The 17,791-nt window shown below is 74.6% G+C and carries 14 protein-coding genes, 1 tRNA gene and 2 pseudogenes; 5 read left to right on the top strand and 12 right to left on the bottom strand.

Annotation, left to right across the window (positions count from 1 at the left end):
• Positions 1-21 precede the first annotated feature (21 nt).
• From ACOBQU_RS23850 to ACOBQU_RS23835, 4 genes are all read right to left on the bottom strand, one after another.
• On the bottom strand, positions 22-1,530 hold the full coding sequence (locus ACOBQU_RS23850) for an MFS transporter (protein WP_423629366.1): 1,509 nt from the start codon (positions 1,528-1,530) through the stop codon (positions 22-24).
• 113 nt (positions 1,531-1,643) lie between these two features.
• Positions 1,644-1,820 carry a hypothetical protein gene (locus ACOBQU_RS23845; protein WP_423629364.1) on the bottom strand — a complete coding sequence of 59 codons (177 nt, stop codon included), beginning with the start codon at positions 1,818-1,820 and terminating at the stop codon, positions 1,644-1,646.
• Positions 1,821-2,315: 495 nt separating this feature from the next.
• A complete protein-coding gene (locus ACOBQU_RS23840; RefSeq protein WP_423629362.1) occupies positions 2,316-3,167 on the bottom strand; it encodes a hypothetical protein in 852 nt (283 codons plus the stop codon).
• A gap of 96 nt (positions 3,168-3,263) precedes the next feature.
• Positions 3,264-3,959, bottom strand: a complete 696-nt coding sequence (locus ACOBQU_RS23835) for a hypothetical protein (protein ID WP_423629360.1) — start codon at positions 3,957-3,959, stop codon at positions 3,264-3,266.
• A gap of 368 nt (positions 3,960-4,327) precedes the next feature.
• On the opposite strand from ACOBQU_RS23835, the gene melC1 reads away from it, so the two are divergent.
• Positions 4,328-4,717, top strand: a complete 390-nt coding sequence (melC1, locus tag ACOBQU_RS23830; RefSeq protein WP_423629358.1) for an apotyrosinase chaperone MelC1 — start codon at positions 4,328-4,330, stop codon at positions 4,715-4,717.
• 17 nt (positions 4,718-4,734) lie between these two features.
• Complete coding sequence (locus tag ACOBQU_RS23825) at positions 4,735-5,505, top strand: tyrosinase family protein (RefSeq protein ID WP_423629357.1); 771 nt, start codon at positions 4,735-4,737, stop codon at positions 5,503-5,505.
• A 114-nt stretch (positions 5,506-5,619) separates the two neighbouring features.
• Here ACOBQU_RS23825 and ACOBQU_RS23820 read toward each other — a convergent pair whose 3' ends face one another.
• Both ACOBQU_RS23820 and ACOBQU_RS23815 read right to left on the bottom strand, forming a co-directional pair.
• A complete protein-coding gene (locus tag ACOBQU_RS23820; RefSeq protein ID WP_423629355.1) occupies positions 5,620-6,372 on the bottom strand; it encodes a serine hydrolase domain-containing protein in 753 nt (250 codons plus the stop codon).
• Positions 6,357-6,809: a serine hydrolase gene (locus tag ACOBQU_RS23815; protein WP_423629353.1), complete on the bottom strand. Its 453-nt coding sequence runs from the start codon at positions 6,807-6,809 to the stop codon at positions 6,357-6,359. Before ACOBQU_RS23815 ends, ACOBQU_RS23820 begins: the two co-directional genes overlap by 16 nt.
• A gap of 202 nt (positions 6,810-7,011) precedes the next feature.
• Between ACOBQU_RS23815 and ACOBQU_RS23810 the strand changes: the two genes are divergently transcribed.
• Positions 7,012-7,086, top strand: a tRNA-Cys gene (locus tag ACOBQU_RS23810).
• Positions 7,087-7,114: 28 nt separating this feature from the next.
• Here the strand turns inward: ACOBQU_RS23810 and ACOBQU_RS23805 are convergent.
• Positions 7,115-8,134 carry an Ig-like domain-containing protein gene (locus ACOBQU_RS23805; protein WP_423629351.1) on the bottom strand — a complete coding sequence of 340 codons (1,020 nt, stop codon included), beginning with the start codon at positions 8,132-8,134 and terminating at the stop codon, positions 7,115-7,117.
• A gap of 116 nt (positions 8,135-8,250) precedes the next feature.
• Here ACOBQU_RS23805 and ACOBQU_RS23800 point away from each other — a divergent pair, with 116 nt between their 5' ends.
• Together ACOBQU_RS23800 and ACOBQU_RS23795 are read left to right on the top strand one after the other, a co-directional pair.
• The gene (locus tag ACOBQU_RS23800; protein WP_423629349.1) at positions 8,251-8,769 is read left to right on the top strand and encodes a SigE family RNA polymerase sigma factor; all 519 of its coding nucleotides are present in this window, start codon (positions 8,251-8,253) and stop codon (positions 8,767-8,769) included.
• Positions 8,770-8,928: 159 nt separating this feature from the next.
• A complete protein-coding gene (locus tag ACOBQU_RS23795; RefSeq protein WP_423629347.1) occupies positions 8,929-9,417 on the top strand; it encodes a L,D-transpeptidase in 489 nt (162 codons plus the stop codon).
• A 490-nt stretch (positions 9,418-9,907) separates the two neighbouring features.
• Here the strand turns inward: ACOBQU_RS23795 and ACOBQU_RS23790 are convergent, their stop codons facing one another.
• The 5 genes and pseudogenes from ACOBQU_RS23790 to ACOBQU_RS23770 all read right to left on the bottom strand — a co-directional run bounded on the left by ACOBQU_RS23790 (position 9,908) and on the right by ACOBQU_RS23770 (position 17,742).
• Positions 9,908-10,405: an AAA family ATPase gene (locus tag ACOBQU_RS23790; protein WP_423634670.1), complete on the bottom strand. Its 498-nt coding sequence runs from the start codon at positions 10,403-10,405 to the stop codon at positions 9,908-9,910.
• 150 nt (positions 10,406-10,555) lie between these two features.
• Positions 10,556-12,874, bottom strand: coding sequence for a xanthine dehydrogenase family protein molybdopterin-binding subunit (locus ACOBQU_RS23785; RefSeq protein WP_423634668.1), 2,319 nt, complete (start codon positions 12,872-12,874; stop codon positions 10,556-10,558).
• 14 nt (positions 12,875-12,888) lie between these two features.
• The gene (locus ACOBQU_RS23780) at positions 12,889-14,892 is read right to left on the bottom strand and encodes a 2Fe-2S iron-sulfur cluster-binding protein (protein ID WP_423629345.1); all 2,004 of its coding nucleotides are present in this window, start codon (positions 14,890-14,892) and stop codon (positions 12,889-12,891) included.
• A pseudogene (locus ACOBQU_RS23775) lies at positions 14,889-15,790 on the bottom strand (FAD binding domain-containing protein). Before ACOBQU_RS23775 ends, ACOBQU_RS23780 begins: the two are co-directional and overlap by 4 nt.
• A gap of 298 nt (positions 15,791-16,088) precedes the next feature.
• Positions 16,089-17,742, bottom strand: a pseudogene (locus ACOBQU_RS23770) (beta-N-acetylhexosaminidase).
• Positions 17,743-17,791 lie beyond the last annotated feature (49 nt).

The raw sequence follows: 17,791 nt of genomic DNA, 5'->3' as shown, positions 1-17,791 counted from the left end.
GCCCGTGGGCCGCCGGGCGGTCTAGGTGCCGCTGGTCTCCCCCTCGCCCCGGGCCCGCAGCCGTGTCCCCACCCACGCGCCGACCAGGGCGACGGCGGCCATCGGCAGGAACACCGCCGTGAACGCCGCCGGGTGGGAGCCGGTGGCCTCGCCCGCCCCGTGCCCGCCGACCGCGCCGCCGCCGAGCGCGGCGAAGGCGGCGCCGCCCACGGCGAGCAGCAGCGTGTTGGACAGGCCGTCGGATATCTGGAGCGCGGCGGAGTTCGACCCGGCGTCCTCGGGCGGGGACAGGCGCAGCAGCAGCACGCTCGTCGAGGCGATGACCACGCCCATGCCGAGGCAGCCGACGCCCCAGGCGACCGCGAGGGTCCACACCGGGACGGCCTCGATCAGCACGGCCGGGGCGTACGCGATGGAGGCGGCGACGAGGACCATGCCGACGGCGACCAGGCGGCCGCGGTGGGGCTCCATGCGGGGGCGCGACTGGGCGTACGAGCCGAGGGCCCAGGTGGCGCCGCCCGCCGCGATGGTGAGCCCGGCCGTGGTGGGCGACAGGTCGCGCTCGGCGACCAGCATCAGCGGCACGAAGGACTCGGCGGCGATGAAGGACCCGGCGGCGAGGCCGCGCAGCAGGACCACGGAGGGCAGGCCGCGGGCGGCGCGGTAGGTGCCGCGGGGCAGCAGGCCGAGCACGGACGGCACGAGCACGGCGGCGCCGAGCACCGCCGGGACCAGGGACAGCCAGCGCAGGTCCTGGCCCGCGTACTGAAGGAGTCCCGCGCCCAGCGAGATGCCGAGGGCGAGCCGGATGCGGCGGCGGTCGAACGTGGCGGCGGGGGCGCCCGAGCCGTCCGGGTCGTCCGGGTCGAGGGGGCCCGAGGCCGTGCGGCGGATCGCGGGGAGGGCGAGCACGAGCGGCGCGGCGACCAGGAGGGGGATGCCGAGGAACACCCATCTCCAGCCCATGTGCTCCGTGACCGTGCCGCTCACCAGGGGGCCGACGACGGACGGCACGACCCAGCTCGCCGCGAACGCCGCCATGATCGAGGGGCGCAGCGGCTCCGGGTAGGCGCGGCTCACCACCACGTACAGCGCGACGATCACGAGGCCGCCGCCGAGGCCCTGCACGGCCCGGCCCAGGATGAACTGCCACATCCCGCTGGCGGCGCCCGCGAGCAGCAGCCCCGCCACGAACGCGGCCATCCCGCCGCTCAGCGGCCCGAGCGGCCCCCGCCGGTCGGCCCACTGCCCCGCGAGGACCATCCCGAACAGACTCGTCGTGAAGTACGCCGAGAACGCGAACGCGTACAGCGAGACCCCGTCCAGCTCCCGCGCCGCCACGGGCATCGCCGTCCCGACGGCGGTCGCCTCGAAGGCGATCAGCAGCACGACGGACACCATGCCGATGCTCAGCGCCCGGTACGGTTTCGAGAGCACCCCGCCCTCGGGCCGGTCCAACACGGACGCGGCCGCCTCACTGGCGGCCGGAGCGGTGGCGACATCGGCGTCGCGGGAGTCTCGGGCGGTCATGGGGGCCACCCTGAGTTCCCCACCGACAACCACCCCTGCCCAGCGACGGGTCCCATCCTGGTCCCTTGGTCGTACGCCCCCGGCCCCCTCCCCACAACCCGCGCGCCGCCCGCTCACGCCCGCCGGAAGCAGCCGGACACGACGGTAACCTCCAGGAACGAGGGCGCGTCGCCGTACTGCCGCTCGTCGTGCAGCCGGATGTCCGCGGAGAACTTCCCGCCCTCGCGTCGGCGACGATCTGCGGCGTTTTCGCCCGGCTGTCGTCCGCGCCGTCCTTGACCACGGTCCATCCGCCGCGGGGCAGCTCCTTCCTGAGCCGCTCCATCGCCCTCTCCAGCGCGGGAACCGGAACGCCGTGGATGCTCCAGGGGTGCCGCACCCGGTACACCCCGTCCCCCTGACCTGCGCACGGAGCGACCGCCGCCCCGGCCCCGGTCACCTTCCCCTTCAGCCCGGTCAGCTCCAGGAGACGACTCGACGCGGCCTCCACTTCCCGCTCCACTTCGCCGCTCTTCCGTACCTCCACGCCGCTCTCACCCGTATCCGATTCCGATTCCGCGCATCCCACCGCGAGAAAGCACATGAGGAACCCGCACACCGCAACCGCAACCGACCTGTTCAAGTTCCACCCTGTGATACTTCGGTACTTCCCATTGATCGCAGCGCCCTGATTCCCTCGTGGCGCGCCAACGGCCCTGAGGCCAGAGGCCGTTGACCGGCGCAGCATGAGTACGCGTACTCACGCTGCCTCAAGGGGCGGATTCCTCAGGTGTCTGCGAGCGCCGTCAGACGCCTTCGACGCCCTCGGTGTCCTCGGAGTCGCTGGTTCCTCCGCTGCCTCCGCTGCCTCCGGTGTCACGGCCGTCCTGTGGCCAGTCCGCGAAGCGCTTGTACGTGTCCTTGCCGGATCTGCCCCGGTCCCAGGTGATCGTCAGGGTGTCGCCGCCGGGGAAGATCAGGTCGCCGTAGATCTCCTTCTTGGTTCGTTCGCAGAGGAGGCCTATGCGGTAGCTGCGGCCGGGTTCGATGACGCGGCGGACGCCCGTGCAGCGGCCGTCGTCGAGGAGGGAGACCGAGATTTTCCTCGGCTTCGCGGTGTCGGGGCTGTCGCGCAGGCCGAGGAGGCCGCCGCCCGGCTCCTCCGAGCGCCAGAGGCCGACGAGGGTGGTCCCCGTGGGGCCGCTGTCGGGTTCGTCGGGGGTCGGGGATTCCTCGGGGGAGTCGGACGCCTCGGGGTCCTCGGGGTCCTCGGAGCCTTGGGGGTCCTCCGCTTCGTCCGGGCTCGGGGTGTCCGCCCCGGCGCTCGCCGACTGGCGCGGCGTCGGCCCGGCCTCCGGTTCGGCGCCGTCGTCGTCCCGGCCCACCGCCAGCCACACCCCACCGGCGACGACGGCCAGCGCCAGCGCCGCGGCCCCCGCGATCAGGCCGGTCCGGCGGCGCCGCCCGCCACCGCCTCCGCCGGGCGGCGACGGATGTCCACCGCCGTACGGCACCGGCCCGGCGTACGGATTGTCCGCCACCGGCCCCTGGTGGCCCGGCTGCCCCGGTGGGCTGCCGTACGGCCCCCGCGCCGAACCGTACGGCGGCTGTGGCGGGCCGAACCCGCCGCCCGGCCACTGCTGCGGCGGCTGTGTCATCGCTCGTTCCTCCCCGTCGCGGTCACCTTGGCTCTGTAGCCAAGGTGACCGCGCCCGCCGGTTGCAAGTGCAATTTCAGACAGGGGCCAACAGGGGTCACAGGAGCTTCGCGCTCTCCAGGACCGCGTCCGTCAGGGGCTGTTCGGAGCCCTGGCCGGGCTTGGCCACACCGAGGAGGAACACCGAGCGGTTCGCGTCCGCGGCGGTGAGCGTCAGGCGCAGATGGGCCGTGCCGCCCTCGCCGTCCTTCACCGCGAGGACCGTCGTGTGCGCCGGGCGGCCGCTGACCGTGGTCGCCGTGGACTCCGTCACCTCCGAGGAGCCGTCCGGGTAGAAGAAGACCGCGTTCGACCGGGCCGCGCTCTCCGTCCGCGCCTTCAGGGCCGACTCGGGCACGGGGTCCGCGCGGCCCGACAGCACCATGCCGTACGAGCCTTCGCCGCCCGCGTCGCCCCCGCTCCCGCTCCCCTCGCCCGCGCCCGTGTCCCTGTCCGCCGTCCTGATCGTCATCGTGAAGGCGCCGATCAGCCCCTTGTCCTTCCGCTCCCAGCCCTCCGGGATCCGGTACGACACCCCCGCCTTGAGGTCCGTCGCCCACGGCCGCCCCGCCAGCAGGTCGTCGTCCCCGTCCCGCGTCCACCACCACGCCCCGAAGCCCGCCGCCAGGAGCGCGGCGACCACCAGGGCGACCAGCGCGGCACGCCCCGGCCCGCGCCGCCCAGGGACAGGCGCGTACCCGGGCGGCGCGTACGCGGGCGGCGGGGGCAGCGGCGGCGAAGGCGGTGTCGTCATGCCAGCCAGCATCGCTTGCACCCATCATGCGGATCCTGAGTACCGGTACTCAGCCCCTACTCAGGCCCGCCCCGGCTTTCGGACAGCTTTCCGCTGTGACCCCCGGCACGGACTCTGCGCCAGTTGTGAAGATCTTTCACGTTACCCTCACTCTCGGCGCAAGATTTGCGGGATACGCGCCGCCGTAGCGAACGCGCCGCAGAATCCCCTTCGTTCAAGACTGCACTGTTTAACCGCAGTTGTCCGCATTGAAGGGCAACCCCTCCCTCCGATTACGCCCCCGCGCCCACCCCCAGGTACGCATGTCCCAGCAGTCCGGCCCGACCACCGGAACTGCCTTGACGCCACGCTCACTTGGGGGTCCACGCATGTCCGGAATCACTCGTCGCCGCGCCATCGGCGCCGCGGGCGCCACGCTCGCCGCGGCCGTCGCCGTCGGCGCCGCCCAGGGCCCCGCCCCCGCCGCCCCGCGCGACGGGCACCGCCCCGTGCCCGACGCCTTCGACGAGGTCTACCTCGGCCGCCGCATCCAGGGCGGCCCCACCCCGGGCCACGGCGGACACCACGGCGGCCACGGCGACGGCTACTCCGTCCGCATCGACGGCGACGAGCTGCACATCATGCGCAACGCCGACGGCACCTGGATCAGCGTCATCAACCACTACGAGCCCCAGGCCACCCCGCGCGCCCTCGCCCGCGCCGCCGTCGTCGAACTCCAGGGCGCCTCCCTGGTCCCGCTCGCCCCGTCCGCCCTCTGATCCGGAGCGCCGCCACCATGGCCATACGCAAGAACCAGGCCCACCTCACCGCCGACGAGAAGCGCCGCTTCGTCAACGCCCTGCTCGCCCTCAAGCGCGACGGGCGCTACGACTCCTTCGTCAGCACCCACAACGACTTCATCATGAGCGACCGCGACGACAGCGACCGCGTCGGGCACCGCTCACCGTCCTTCCTCCCCTGGCACCGCCGCTTCCTGATCCAGTTCGAACAGGCCCTCCAGTCCGTCGACCCCTCCGTCACCCTCCCCTACTGGGACTGGACCACCGACCGCTCCCCCGCCGCCTCCCTGTGGGCCCCCGACTTCCTCGGCGGCACCGGCCGCCCCCGCGACGGCCAGGTCACCGACGGCCCCTTCGCCGCCTCCGGCAACGGCTGGCGCATCAACGTCCGCGTCGACGGCCGCGACTTCCTGCGGCGCTCCCTGGGCGCGGGCGGCCGGTCGCTGCCGACCAGGGCCGAGGTCGACTCCGTCCTCGCCCTGCCCGTGTACGACGCCCCGCCGTGGAACAGCGCCTCCGACGGCTTCCGCAACCACCTCGAAGGCTGGCGCGGCGTCAACCTCCACAACCGCGTCCACGTCTGGGTCGGCGGCCACATGGCCACCGGCGCCTCCCCAACGACCCCGTCTTCTGGCTCCACCACGCCTACGTCGACAAGCTCTGGGCCACCTGGCAGTCCCGCCACCCCGGCTCCCCCTACCTGCCCGCCTCCGGCACGCCGAACGTCGTCGACCTCCACGAGACGATGCGCCCCTGGGGCGATGTGACCCCCGCGGACATGCTGGATCACACACGGCACTACACCTACGACACCGCCGCCTGACCCCCGCCCCTGTCGGCGGTGGCCGCGTGGAGCGTGCGCTGAGTCAACCGGCGCTGAGTCATTCGGCGCCGAGCGGCAGCGCGGCGACGACCCGCTCCACCATCTGCTCCCTGGCGGCCAGCGGCGTCGGTGTGTACGCCAGGACGAACCGCGTCCGCTGGTCGCGGGTCGCGAACACGCGCGTGCGGTAGCCATAGGTCTCCCCCGTCTTTCCCCAGAGCGTCACGCCGCCGCCCAGCGGCACCCGCTGGAGCCCCATGCTGTACCGCGCGGGGCTCCCGTCGGCCATGCGCACCGAGTCCGGCGGCAGGGCGAACAGCCGGTCCATGGCCGACGGCGGCAGCAACACACCTGAGAACAGCGCCCGTTGGAAGCGGGCCAGGTCGTCAAGCGTCGATATCAGCTCGCCCTCGCCCCAGGCCGAGGACTGGTCGTACGTCGTGACGTCCCGCGCTGAGCCGTCGGTCATGCGCAGCCAGCCCCGGACGTGCGGGCCCCGCAGCCGCGGATCGGCGCCGGGGAACCTCGTCCGCGCCAGGCCCAGCGGGCGCAGGACACGGGCCGCGACCGCGTCCCCGTACGCCTGGCCCGTCAACTCCTGGACGAGCAGGGCCAGCAGCACGTAGTTGACGCCCCGGTACTCCTGCTGGGTGCCCGGTGGGAACTTCGGCCCCCCGTGCGCCACCGTCCCCACCAGGTCCTGGGGCGTCCAGTGGTCGAAGCGGTGGCGCAGCACGGCCTCCGGGGTCGACAGGTCCGGCAGGCCGCGGTGGTCGGGCAGGCCACTCGTGTGGTTCAGGAGCTGCCGCACCGTGATCCGCTCCGACGCGGGCGGCAGCAGTCCCCCACATACCGGCCGATCGGATCGCCCAGGCGCAGTCGGCCCTCCGCCCAGAGCTGGAGCACCACCACCGCCACGAACTGCTTGGTCACGCTGCCCGCGCGGAAGGCGTCACCGGAGCGGGGCGGCCGCCCGCCGCCCGGCCTCGCCTCACCCACGCTGCCGTGCCACCGCTCCCCGCCGTGCGCCGCCCACAGCTGCGCGGACGTCGCCGGTGGGTGCGCCAGGTCCGCTATCGCCGCGCGCAGCGCCTCCGGCCGCCACACGGACCGTCCGGCGCTCCCCGACCGCCCACCCGGCACCGCCCGGGCCGCGCCCGCGCCGCCGCCCGCCGCCGCGAGCAGCGCGCCCACCGCCGCGCCCCGCGCCACCGCCCGGCGTGACATCCCCTGAACCCTCGCTGTCATGCCTCCATGGTCATCGCCGCCCCACCCCGCCCGCATCGGGGAAGTCCCCCACCCCGCCCCGGACTTCCCCCTAGCCCCACGCCGCCCTCCCGGCCCTGAACGCCGTTCATGAACGCCATATGGCAGTCCCGTTGCGGTGACGGCCCTGCTCTTGAGGAAGGTCACGAACGGCGCCTACCGTCGAAGACACAGCGAACAGCTTGGCCGTGTGCCCGAGTGGTTTAGGGATTCGCCTGCAAAGCGAAGCACACCGGTTCGATTCCGGTCACGGCCTCCACTGAGGCGGGCGGCGCCCTGTCAGGACCTCACGACAGGGCGCTGCCCGCCTTCCACTGGTCCCAGAGGACGTTCCAGTCCCCGTACCCGTTGCCCGGGTCCACCGTGTCCTTGGAGCCGGTGACGCGGATGACGTCGCCCGGGATCACCTCTTCGTAGAAGCGGCGCGCCGTGCCGTCCGTGGCCAGGCCGATGCAGCCGTGCGTGACGTTGGCGTTGCCCGCGAAGGTGTTGGCCTTCGGGTTCTGGTGCAGGTAGGTGCCCGACGTCGTCAGGTGCACCGCGTAGTCGTAGTAGCCCTTGTACGCGTCTCCGTAGCCGACGGTCCGGGAGTCCATGAGCACGCGGCGCTGCTTGTCGGAGACGACCATCGTGCCGTTCCAGGTGTCCATGCCGGGCGCGCCCGCGGTGATGGGGACGCGGCGGGTCGAACCCTCCTTGGCGACGGTCATCGTGTGCGTGCGGACGTCGACCGTGGCCACCAGGGAGCGGCCCACCGTGACGTTCCGCTCGATGGCGGAACCCGCGCGCAGGGTGATCCTGGTGCCGGGCTTCCAGTACTCCCTGGGGCGGTAGTCGACGCGCTGGCCCTCGTACAGGTTGCGGTCCTTGACCCAGCTCCAGGAGCCGGTGGTGCCGTTGTCCGTGCGGAGGGTGAGGCGCCGCTCGACCGCCGCCCGCTCGGACGGCGGGACCGGGCGGGCGAACGTCACGGATATCGGCATGCCCACGCCTACGGTCTGCCCGTCGAGGACGTTGACCCGCGCGCCCTTGCGCAGCGCCTCCGGGAGCGGCTTCGCACGCGGGGTCGGCTTGGCCGCCGGGGCCTCGGCGCGGGGTGCGCCCTCGGTGCCGCCTGCCGCGGCGGGGCGGCCGTCGCCGCCGCCGCTTCCGCAGGCCGCGAGCAGCAGCGCGCAGAGCGCGGCCGCGGCCGCCGCGCCTCCGGGGCGGCCTCGGTGCGTGCGATCCCGGTGCGTGCGGCTTCGGCGCGTGCGGCCTCGGTCCGTATCGCCTCGGCGCGTGCGGTCCCGGCTGGTTCCTCTGGTCAACAGAGCCCCCTGTTTCGTGTGCTTCGATGTACGCGACCTGTACGCATGCCGGGGTCACCGGGTTGCATGCGGCTCGAAAGTTTTCTGAGCGGATGTCCGGGCACCTCGGGAGCGGCATGACGGAGGACGAGTTCGACGCGTTCTACGCGTCGGCGTTTCCGCGTGTCGTCGGGCAGGTGTACGCGTTCACCGGCGACCACGGGCAGGCCCAGGACGTCGTCCAGGAGGCCTTCGTACGGGCCTGGGACCGGCGGCGCGAACTGGTCGCCGCCGAGGCCCCCGAGGCGTGGGTCCGCACCGTCGCGATGCGGCTCGCCGTGAGCCACTGGCGGCGCGCCCGGCGCTGGCTCGAACTGGTGCGGCGCACGCCGCCGCCCGAGCACACCCCTGGGCCCGGACCCGAACACGTCGCCCTGGTCGAGGCGCTGCGACGGCTGCCCGACGCGCAGCGCCTCGCGATCGTCCTGCACCACCTGTGTGACCTCAGCGTGGAGCAGGTAGCCTCCGAGACCGGCGCCCCGGTCGGCACCGTCAAGGCCCGGCTGGCCCGGGGCCGGGCGGCGCTCGCCCAGCACCTGGGCGGCAGCCGTGCCGACGCGCTGGGCGGGAAGGAGGGCGGCCGTCGTGTCCGATGACCCCGCAGACCTCGCGGGTCCCCCGGGCCCCCCGGACCTGTCGTCCCATGGCCTCTCCACCGCGTTGCGGGCCCTCGCCCAGAGCGCGGAGGCGCCCGCGCCCGCCGACGGGGCGGCCGTACGGCGCCGGGGCGTGTCCCGGCGGCACCGTCGGCGGGGGTGCTCGCGGGCGGGGCCGTGGCCGCCGCCGCGGGGATCGCCTTCGGGCTCACCACCGTGCTCGGGGACGGCTCCGGAGAGGCGCCCGCGCCGCCCGCCGCGCCCAGCACGCGGTCGGCCGCGCCCGCCGCCGTCGTCGACCTCTCCGCGCGCACCCTGTCCCTCGGCGGGCGGGAGGTGCCCGTCTCCTCGGGGAAGGCCGGTCACCCCACCAGGACGGGACGCATGACCGTCGTCGCCAAGTACCGCACCAAGCGGCTCGACAGCGCTTCGGTGGGGCTCGGGGAGCAGTACGACGTGACGTTGCCGTGGGTGGTGGAGCTGCGGGCGGACGACGGGAGCGTCAACTACCTCGTCGCCATGACGTACGCCGAGGGGGCGCCGGGGGTGCGGGATGCCACGCGGGGGTGGATCGGGCTTCGGCGGGCGGATGCGGCGTGGGTGTACGGGCGGCTGCGTCCGGGGGCGGTGGTGTCGGTGCAAGGGTGACGGGGGGGTGGCCCTGCCGGAGGCTCCCCAATCCCGCCCCTTCCCGAAACCAGGGGCTGCCGCCCCTGGCACCCCGCCTTCATCACCGCTCCGCGGCTCGTCCTCAAACGCCGGACAGGCTTGATCCGTCGCGCTCCGCGCTCGCCCTCAAACGCCGGACGGGCTGGATTCCACCCGCTCGCCCCGGAGGGTGGGCGGACGGTTCAGGGCGCCCACGCCAGAAAAGGGTGACCCCGAACCGGGGTCACCCTGTGTGCGTCTCACGGAGTGGGACCACTCAGCCCCAGCCCGTGTCGTTGCCATCCCCCATGACATCTCCCCCGTAGTGAGTCGTGTGGTTCGGGACTCCTTCGATGGTGCCTGTAACCCACCCTGATTTAAAGGGATTTATGGGGGCACCGAGAGGCTGCGACGGTCCCGTGACCCGGCGGGAGCCGGTCGGAGACGTTCCGCTCCCGGAAGCCGCGGCAGGCCCCGGAGCGGGCCGGGGTCAGGCCACCGCCGCCTCGTCCAGGCGGGCCAGGATCGCCTCCACCGTCTCGTCCACCGTCAAGTCCGAGCTGTCCAGCCACAGCCCGATGTGCGGGGTCCCGGCACGCAGGCCCTCGTCGAGCATCTCGACGGTCCACTCCCCGTACCCGGTCTTGCCGCGCGCGGCCTCGCGGGCGGCGACGACCTCCGGGCGCGGGGCGAGCACCACGACGTACCGGGGGCGGGTCCGTACGAGGTCCACGTACCGCTTCAGCTCCTCGCCGAGGATCACGTCCTGGACGACCGCGGTGAAGCCCGCGGCGGCGTACGCGTCGGCCGTCGACGCCGACAGGGCGTAGCGGAGCCGCAGTTGGGCCTCCGCGTCGCCGCCCGCCCCGGGCTCGTACTCCTCGCGGCCCGAGACGATCATGCGGCGGAAGACGTCACCGCGCACATGGGCGGCCCGCGGCAGCCGTTCGGCCAGGGCCTGGGCGATCGTGGACTTGCCCGCGGCCATGATGCCGGTGATGACGATGACCCCGTCGGGGGCGGCGATGGTGTTCACGCGCGCGAACGTATCGCAGGGGCGCCCCGGGCTTCCTCCCGATTTCCCGCGCGCGGAGCGGCCCGCGCGCCGAGCGGCCCAGCGCGCGGAGCGCCAGGCCAGCTACGCCAGCTCCGCCCCCACCGCCGCCTGCGGCCGGATCGGCAGCCGGTTCACCGGGCGCCCCGTCGCCGCCCGCACCGCCGACGCGACCGCCGCGGGAGACGTGACCACCGGCACCGCGCTGGCCGCCTTCGCGCCGAACGGGGCGACGACGTCCCGCTCCTCGACGAGCTTGACGATGCGGATGTCCGGCGCGTCCAGGGCGGTGGGCAGGGCGTAGCCCGTCAGGTCGGGGTGGCGGACCAGGCCGCGCGGGGTGCGCAGGTTCTCGGTGAGCGCCGCGCCCACGCCCTGGGTGACGCCCGCCTCGATGCGCACCCGCAGCTGCGCCGGGTTCAGGATCCGGCCCACGTCCTGGGCGACCGCCAGCTCGACCACCCGTACCGAACCGATCTCGATGTCGACGTCGACGACCGCGCGGATCGCGCAGAACGCCATGCCGACGAACGCGTCGCCCTGGCCGTTGGCGTCCAGCGGCTCGGTGGGGTGCGGGCGGCACTGGGCCGTGGCCCACAGCTCCTTGCCCTCCATGGCCTCCTCGACGGTCGTGGAGAGCACGCCGTCGTACGAGGTGATCTTGCCGTCGGCGATCTGGAGGAGTTCGGTGGACATGCCGAACTTGTGGGCCAGCGGCTGGAGGAGCTGCGTGCGGACCATCTTCGCCGCGCGCTCCACCGCGCCGCCCGACACCCACGTGTGGCGGCCGTGGCAGCTCGGCCCGGCCGGGGGCTGGTCGGTGTCCACGGGCGCCACGCGCACGTCGTCGACGCCCAGGGTCTCCTGGACGATCTGCCGGGCGAGCGTCGAGAAGCCCTGGCCGGTCTCCACGGCCGCGCAGATCACCGTGGCCACGCCGTCCTGGACCTTCACCGTGGCCGTGGCGACCTCGTCGGCGCCCTCCGCGCCGAGCAGCTGCACCATGCCGAGGCCGTAGCCGACGCCGCGCCGCACCGCGCCCGGGTCGCCCGCGCCCTCGGGGCCGCCGGGCAGCAGCCACTCCTCCGGGGGGGTGTCCTTGGGCAGGTCGGGCAGCGGGAAGTCCCGCACGGCGGTGAGCAGTTCGGCGACCGGCGCCGGGCATGTCACGGTCTGTCCGGTTGGCAGGACATCGCCGGTCGCCATCGCGTTGCGCAGCCGCACCTCGGCCGGGTCGACGCCCAGCTTCTTGGCGAGCTTGTCCATCTGCGCCTCGTAGGCGGCGCACACCTGGAGGGCACCCTCGCCGCGTACATGACCAGAGGGCGGGTTGTTGGTGCGGACCACCCAGCCCTCGATGAAGGCGTTGGGTACGACGTAGGGGCCGCAGGCGAAGGACACGGCCGCCGCGAGCGCGTCCGCCGACGAGTCCGCGTACGCGCCGCCGTCGAGCAGGATCTGCGCCTCCACCTTCACCAACTGGCCCTCCGCGTCCGCGTGGTGGCGGTAGCGCAGCAGCGTCGGGTGGCGGTGGGCGTGGCCGAGGAAGGACTCCTCGCGCGAGGCCGTGAGCTTGACCGGGCAGCCCGTCCTCAGGGCGAGCAGGCCGAGCGGCAGCTGGAAGCTGGCGTCCTCCCGGTCGGCGCTGGCGCCCGGCACGCCCGTCACGACGACCTTCACCAGGTCGGGGCTGAGGCCGTACGCGGCGGCGGCCATGTCGCGGTCGCCGTGCGGATCGGTCGAGGCCAGGTACAGCTCCACGCCGCCGTCCGGGCGCGGCACCGCGAGCCCCGCCTCCGCGCCGATGGGCGCCGGGTCCTGGCGGCCGATGCGGTACAGGCCCTCCACGACGACCTCGCCGCTCGCCTCCGGGTCGCCGTGGCGCAGCGGGATGTGCCGGATCAGATTGCCGTCCGGGTGCAGCGGCGGCGCCTCGAAGGCCTTCTCCGGGTCGGTGACCGGCTCCAGGGGCTCGTACTCGACGATGATCGCGGCGGCGGCCATCCGGGCCGTGTCGGGGTGGTCGGCGGCGACGGCGGCGATCGGCTCGCCGTGGTGGCGCACCACGTCGGCGGCGAAGACCGGGCGGTCCGGGGTGCGGCGGCCGAGCAGGGCCTGGCCCGGCACGTCCTCGTGCGTGACGACCGCGCGGACGCCCGGCAGTTCGCGCGCGTGGGTGGTGTCGACGGACACGATGCGCGCGTGCGCGTGCGGGGAGCGCAGCACGGCCGCCCACAGCAGGCCCTCGGCCCACAGGTCGGAGGCGTAGGGGAAGGTGCCCTCCGTCTTCGCCCTGATGTCCGCCGACGGCAGCGAGGAGCCGATGCCGTGCGGCAGTTGCTCGGCGCCCGCGCCGGGCGCGCCGGTGCTCGCGGTGGCGGCCTCGCCGTGGCCGCTGCCCACGCCGTTCACGCCGTTCACGCCTGGTCTCCGTCCTGCCCGTACGGGCCCGCCTGGTGCGGGATGCGCGGCTGCTCGGCCGCCGCCCGCTCGCCCTGTTCCCGCGCCTGCTCCTGCTCGGCGGCGCCCTTCGCCTCGCGCTCGGCGACCACGTCTCGCACCGCGTCGAGCACGCCCCGGTAGCCCGAGCAGCGGCACAGGTTGCCGCACAGGGCGCGGCGCGTCTCCAGGTCGCTGGGCGCGGGGTTGCCCTCCAGGAGGTCGTGCAGCGTCATGGCCATGCCGGGGACGCAGAAGCCGCACTGCACGGCCCCGCAGTTCGCCAGCGCCCGCTGGACGTCCGAGGGCTGGCCGTCGACGGCGAGGCCCTCGACCGTGCGCACCTCGCTGCCCGCCGTGGTGGCGGCGGGCACCAGGCAGGACGCCACCAGGCGCCCGTCCACCTGGACGTTGCAGGCCCCGCACTCGCCCTGCGAGCAGCCGTCCTTGGCCCCGGCCAGGCCGAGGCGCTCGCGCAGCACGTACAGCAGCGACTCGCCGATCCAGGCGTCGGTCACGGGGCGGTCGGCGCCGTTGACGCGCAGGACGTAGGAGACGAGGGGGTGCTCGTCGGGCTTGGGCTGCTCCGCCGCCTCGAACGGAGGAGTTACTTCCGGTTCGGCTTCGGCGGGGGGCGCGGCGGCCTCCTGGGGCTGCTCAGGGCCGGGGGCGGGGTCCGGCTCAGGGGCGGCCTCGGGGGTGGCCTCAGGGGTCGCGTCCGGGGACGCCTCGGGGTCGGGCTCGGGGGCCTGCGCGGTGACGGGCTCGGGCTCCGGTTCCTGGGCGGGCTCGGGCTCCGGGTCCGGGTCCGGCTCCCGCTCGGCGACGGGCTCCGGTGCGACGGCGGGCTCGGGGGCGGCCGCGGGCTCGGGTTCCGGCTCCGGGGTCGGCTCGGGCCGCGCCGGTGGTACGGGGGCCTGGGCCTCCTCCGGTACGGGCGCGTGCGCCACCGGCGGGGCGGCGGGCTCCGGTACGACGGCGGACTCCACGGGCGGCGCGGGCTCCACGGGCGACACCGGGGCCTCGTGGACCTCGTTGACCCCGTGGGCCTCGTGGACCTCCTGGGCGTCCGACGGCACCGGCGCGTCCGGCTGCGCGGGCGACGGCGCGGCCGGGCCGAGGGACCCGTCCGGGCGCCGCTCGACCACGAACAGCTTGGCGGTCCGCTCGAAGGGGGTCTCCTCGCGGCCGGACTGCTCGACCGAGGGCTGCACGGCGGGCGGTTGCCCGGCGGCGGGCTCGGCGGCCGGGGGCTGCTCCACCGTCGGGTACGGCTCAGCCGGAACCTCCGGCACCGGCGGGACCTCCGGCAGCGGCTGCCCTTCCGGCACCATCGGAGCATCCGGCGCCTGCGTCGGCCAGGACGTCGCCCACGGCGCGGGCGCGCCCCCCGGCAGCGTGGCCGGAGGCGTACCCCCGTACTGGGCCGTCAGCGACGACGCGGCGAACTCGCCCGATTCATCCGGGAGATCCCCGTCCGCGACGGGGATGGACCACTGCCCGGTGACGTCGTGCGCGGCGGGCGCGTGCCCGTGCGCCTGCGCCTGCCCGTGCGCCTGCACCTGCCCGTGTGCCTGCCCGTGGTCCGGCGCCACCGCGTCGGGGAACGTCCACTGACCGGTGGCCCTCGGGTCGTACGCGTCGGGGGCGGGCCGCTCCGCCGGGAACTCGGCGCCCGGGTGCGCGGCCGGGTCCGGCCAGCCCGCGGGCTGCGCCGACTCGGCGGCCGGTGCCACGCCGGTCACCTCGGGCGGCAGCACCCACACGCCCGTGGCGGCCGGGTCCGTGGCGTCGGCGGCCGTCGGCGTCACCGTTATCTGCGGCGGCACATACCCGTGTCCGGGCGCGGCGAGCGGGGTGCTCACGGCGTCGACCGCGCCCTCGGGGAGCTGGACGAACGCCGTGGCGTCCTGGTCGTACTCGCCCTGTGGCAGCGGCTCCCAGCCGCCGCCGGTCCCGTTGTTGTTCCGACCGTCGGTCACGACAGCGCCCTCCCCAGTGCTCGTCGGGCCAGCGCGGCGACGGTGCGCCGCAGGTGCAGTACGGCGGGCGGCAGCGGCTGCGCGGTGCCGTCCTCGGCGGGTGGGTGGTCGGGGACGCACGCGGCGGCCACGTACTCGCCGAAGGCCGTGAGGGCCTCCGGGACGAGCCCGCGCTGGCCGTCCCAGTCGATGAGTCCGGCCACCCACTGCTCGGCGTCCAGGGGGCGCAGCGGCATCGGCGCGATGGCGCCCACAGCGCAGCGCACGCCCCGGCGCGCGGGGTCGAGGACCAGCGCGACGGACGCGGTGGCGCGGCCGGGACCGGTGCGTCCCGTGGCCTTCAGGAAGACCTGGGGGGCGTGCAGGAGCGGGACGCGTACGTAGCCGATGAGTTCGCCGGGGCGCAGCATCTCCACCCCCGCGAGCAGGTGCGAGACCTCGATCTCACGGCGGGCGCCCCCGGGCCCGCGACGATCAACACGGCTTCCAGGGCGGCGAGTACGGGCAGCGAGTCGCCGGTGGGCGCGGCCGAGGCGATGTTGCCGCCGAGGGTGCCCGCGTTGCGGATCTGCGGGGGTCCGGCGGCGCGCGCGGCGGCGGCGAGCGCCGGGATGAGCGCCGCGAAGTCCGGGCGCCCCATGCGCGCGTGGGTCAGGCCCGCGCCCAGGAGCGCGTGCCCGTCCTGGTACTGCCAGCCGCGGATCTCGCTGATCCGGCCGAGCCCGACGAGCGCGGCGGGGCGCAGGAGGCCCGCGTTGACCGACGACATCAGGTCCGTGCCGCCCGCGACGGGCACGGCGGCGGGCGCGGCGGCCAGCGCCGCGACGGCCTCGTCGAGCGTGGCGGGCAGCGACACAGACTGCGCCCCCTGCGCCGCCCGCGGTGCGTGCGTGGTCAAAACCGGCTGCCCCTTCCCGATGGCCCGGCCGCTTGCGTGCCGTTGTCACCGTTACGCCTGTTCCGCCGTACGGTACGTGCTCACAACCCGGACGTGGCAACTCTGGCACATCTTCACCGGGCCCCGGCGCGGGGGTCCGCTAGGAGACGTTCCTCCGCAGACCGGGGGGATGTGCCGGTTTCGCACTCCCTCGCCGGTGAGCGGGAATTGCCACTCTTCGGTGAGCCTTGTACGGCTTTCTCCTGGCGGCCCACGGTCGCAGGGCGGGCCGCCGGGAGCACGCGTCGGGGGCCCGGCCTCACACGATCGGGGGCGCCCCCTCGATCGGGCGTCCGATCACTCCGGGACGCTTCTGCCAGGGCAGCGGGCCGCCCGGCGGGCGGTAGGCCACGCCGAGGGCGTCAAGGCGCGCGTAGTGGGCGCCCATGCGCCGTTCGAAGTCGGCGAAGTCCCGTTCGGCCGGGGCCGGGAGCTGCCGCCAGGCGACCTCGGCGAGGGCCGCGAGCCGCGGGAAGACCTGGTAGTCCACGCGCCCGGGGGACTCCATCACCTCGGTCCACACGTTGGCCTGGGTGCCCAGGACGTGCCGCGCCTCCTCCTCGGTCAGCTCGGCGGGCACCGGCTCGAAGCGGTAGACGTCCTCCAGGGTGCGGACCCAGCCGATGGGCATGGGCTCGTCGGCGCCGCCGTGCTGGCGGTGGTCCAGGTAGACGTGCTGCTCGGGGCACATGACGACGTCGTGGCGGGCCCGGGCCGCCGCGATGCCGCCCGCGTAGCCGCGCCAGGACGACACGGCGGCGCCCTCGGCGAGGCCGCCCTCCAGGATCTCGTCCCAGCCGATGAGCCGACGCCCGCGCGCGGACAGCCACTTGTCGAAGTGCCGGATGAACCAGCTCTGCAGCTCGTCCTCGTTGCTGAGCCCCAGCTCCTCGATACGGGCCTGCGCGGCGGCCGAGTCCTTCCACTGCTCCTTGGGACACTCGTCGCCGCCCACGTGGATGAAGGTCGACGGGAACAGGTCGAGCAGTTCCTCGAAGACCCCCTCGTAGAAGCGGAGCGTGCCGTCGGTGGGCGCGAGGACGTTGCGGGTGACGCCCCAGGTGTCCCACACCTTCAGGGCGGCCGTGTCGATGACGTCGGCGTTGCCCAGCTCCGGGTAGGCCGCGATGGCCGCCTGCGAGTGGCCCGGTACGTCGATCTCCGGGACGACGGTGATGTGCAGCGAGTCGGCGTACGCGACGATCTCGCGGATGTCGTCCTGCGTGTAGAAGCCGCCGTGCGGGGTGTCGTTCCACAGCTCGGAGCGCTTGTGGCCCCACTTGGTGCGGGACCGCCAGGAGGAGACCTCCGTGAGGCGCGGGTAGCGCTTGATCTCGACGCGCCAACCCTGGTCGTCGGTCAGGTGGAAGTGGAACACGTTGAGCTTGTGGGCGGCGAGCAGGTCCAGGTAGCGCAGGACGCCGTCCTTGGGCATGAAGTGCCGGGCGACGTCCAGCATCATGCCGCGCCAGCCGAAGCGCGGGGCGTCCTCGACGACACCCTTGGGCACCGTCCAGGTGCGGGAGCGGTCCAGGGGGCGCGGCGGAACGCCTCCGGGCCGAGGAGCTGACGGAGCGTCTGCGCCCCGTAGAAGACACCGGCCGCGGCGCCGCCCTCGATACGGATCCCCGGGTGCCCCTCGTCGCCGACCGCCAGGCGGTAGCCCTCCGGGGGAGGGTGTCGTCCAGCGCGAGCACGATGCGGTTGGCATCGGCGGCGTCGCCGCCCTCGGTGCCGGGCGGGTCGAAGGGGAGTCCGGTGGCCGCGCCCACCGCGGCGCGGAGCCAGCGGGCCACGGACTCCGTGCCCGGGAGGGCCGCTAGCGTCGTCTGCTGATCCAGGGTGAAGGACCCCTGTGCGGGCGGTGCCCACTCCGCGCGCCGCGGGGCCGGAATCAGATCCGTGTCTGTCATGCGGATGAGGCTCCCACGCGATTGCGCAGCACGAAAGGGGCGTTGTGGC

Origin of the sequence: Streptomyces sp. G45 (assembly GCF_049542095.1) — a bacterium.
In the GTDB taxonomy this organism is placed as follows: Bacteria; Actinomycetota; Actinomycetes; order Streptomycetales; family Streptomycetaceae; genus Streptomyces.
This window is presented reverse-complemented; position numbering and strand designations above follow the sequence as displayed.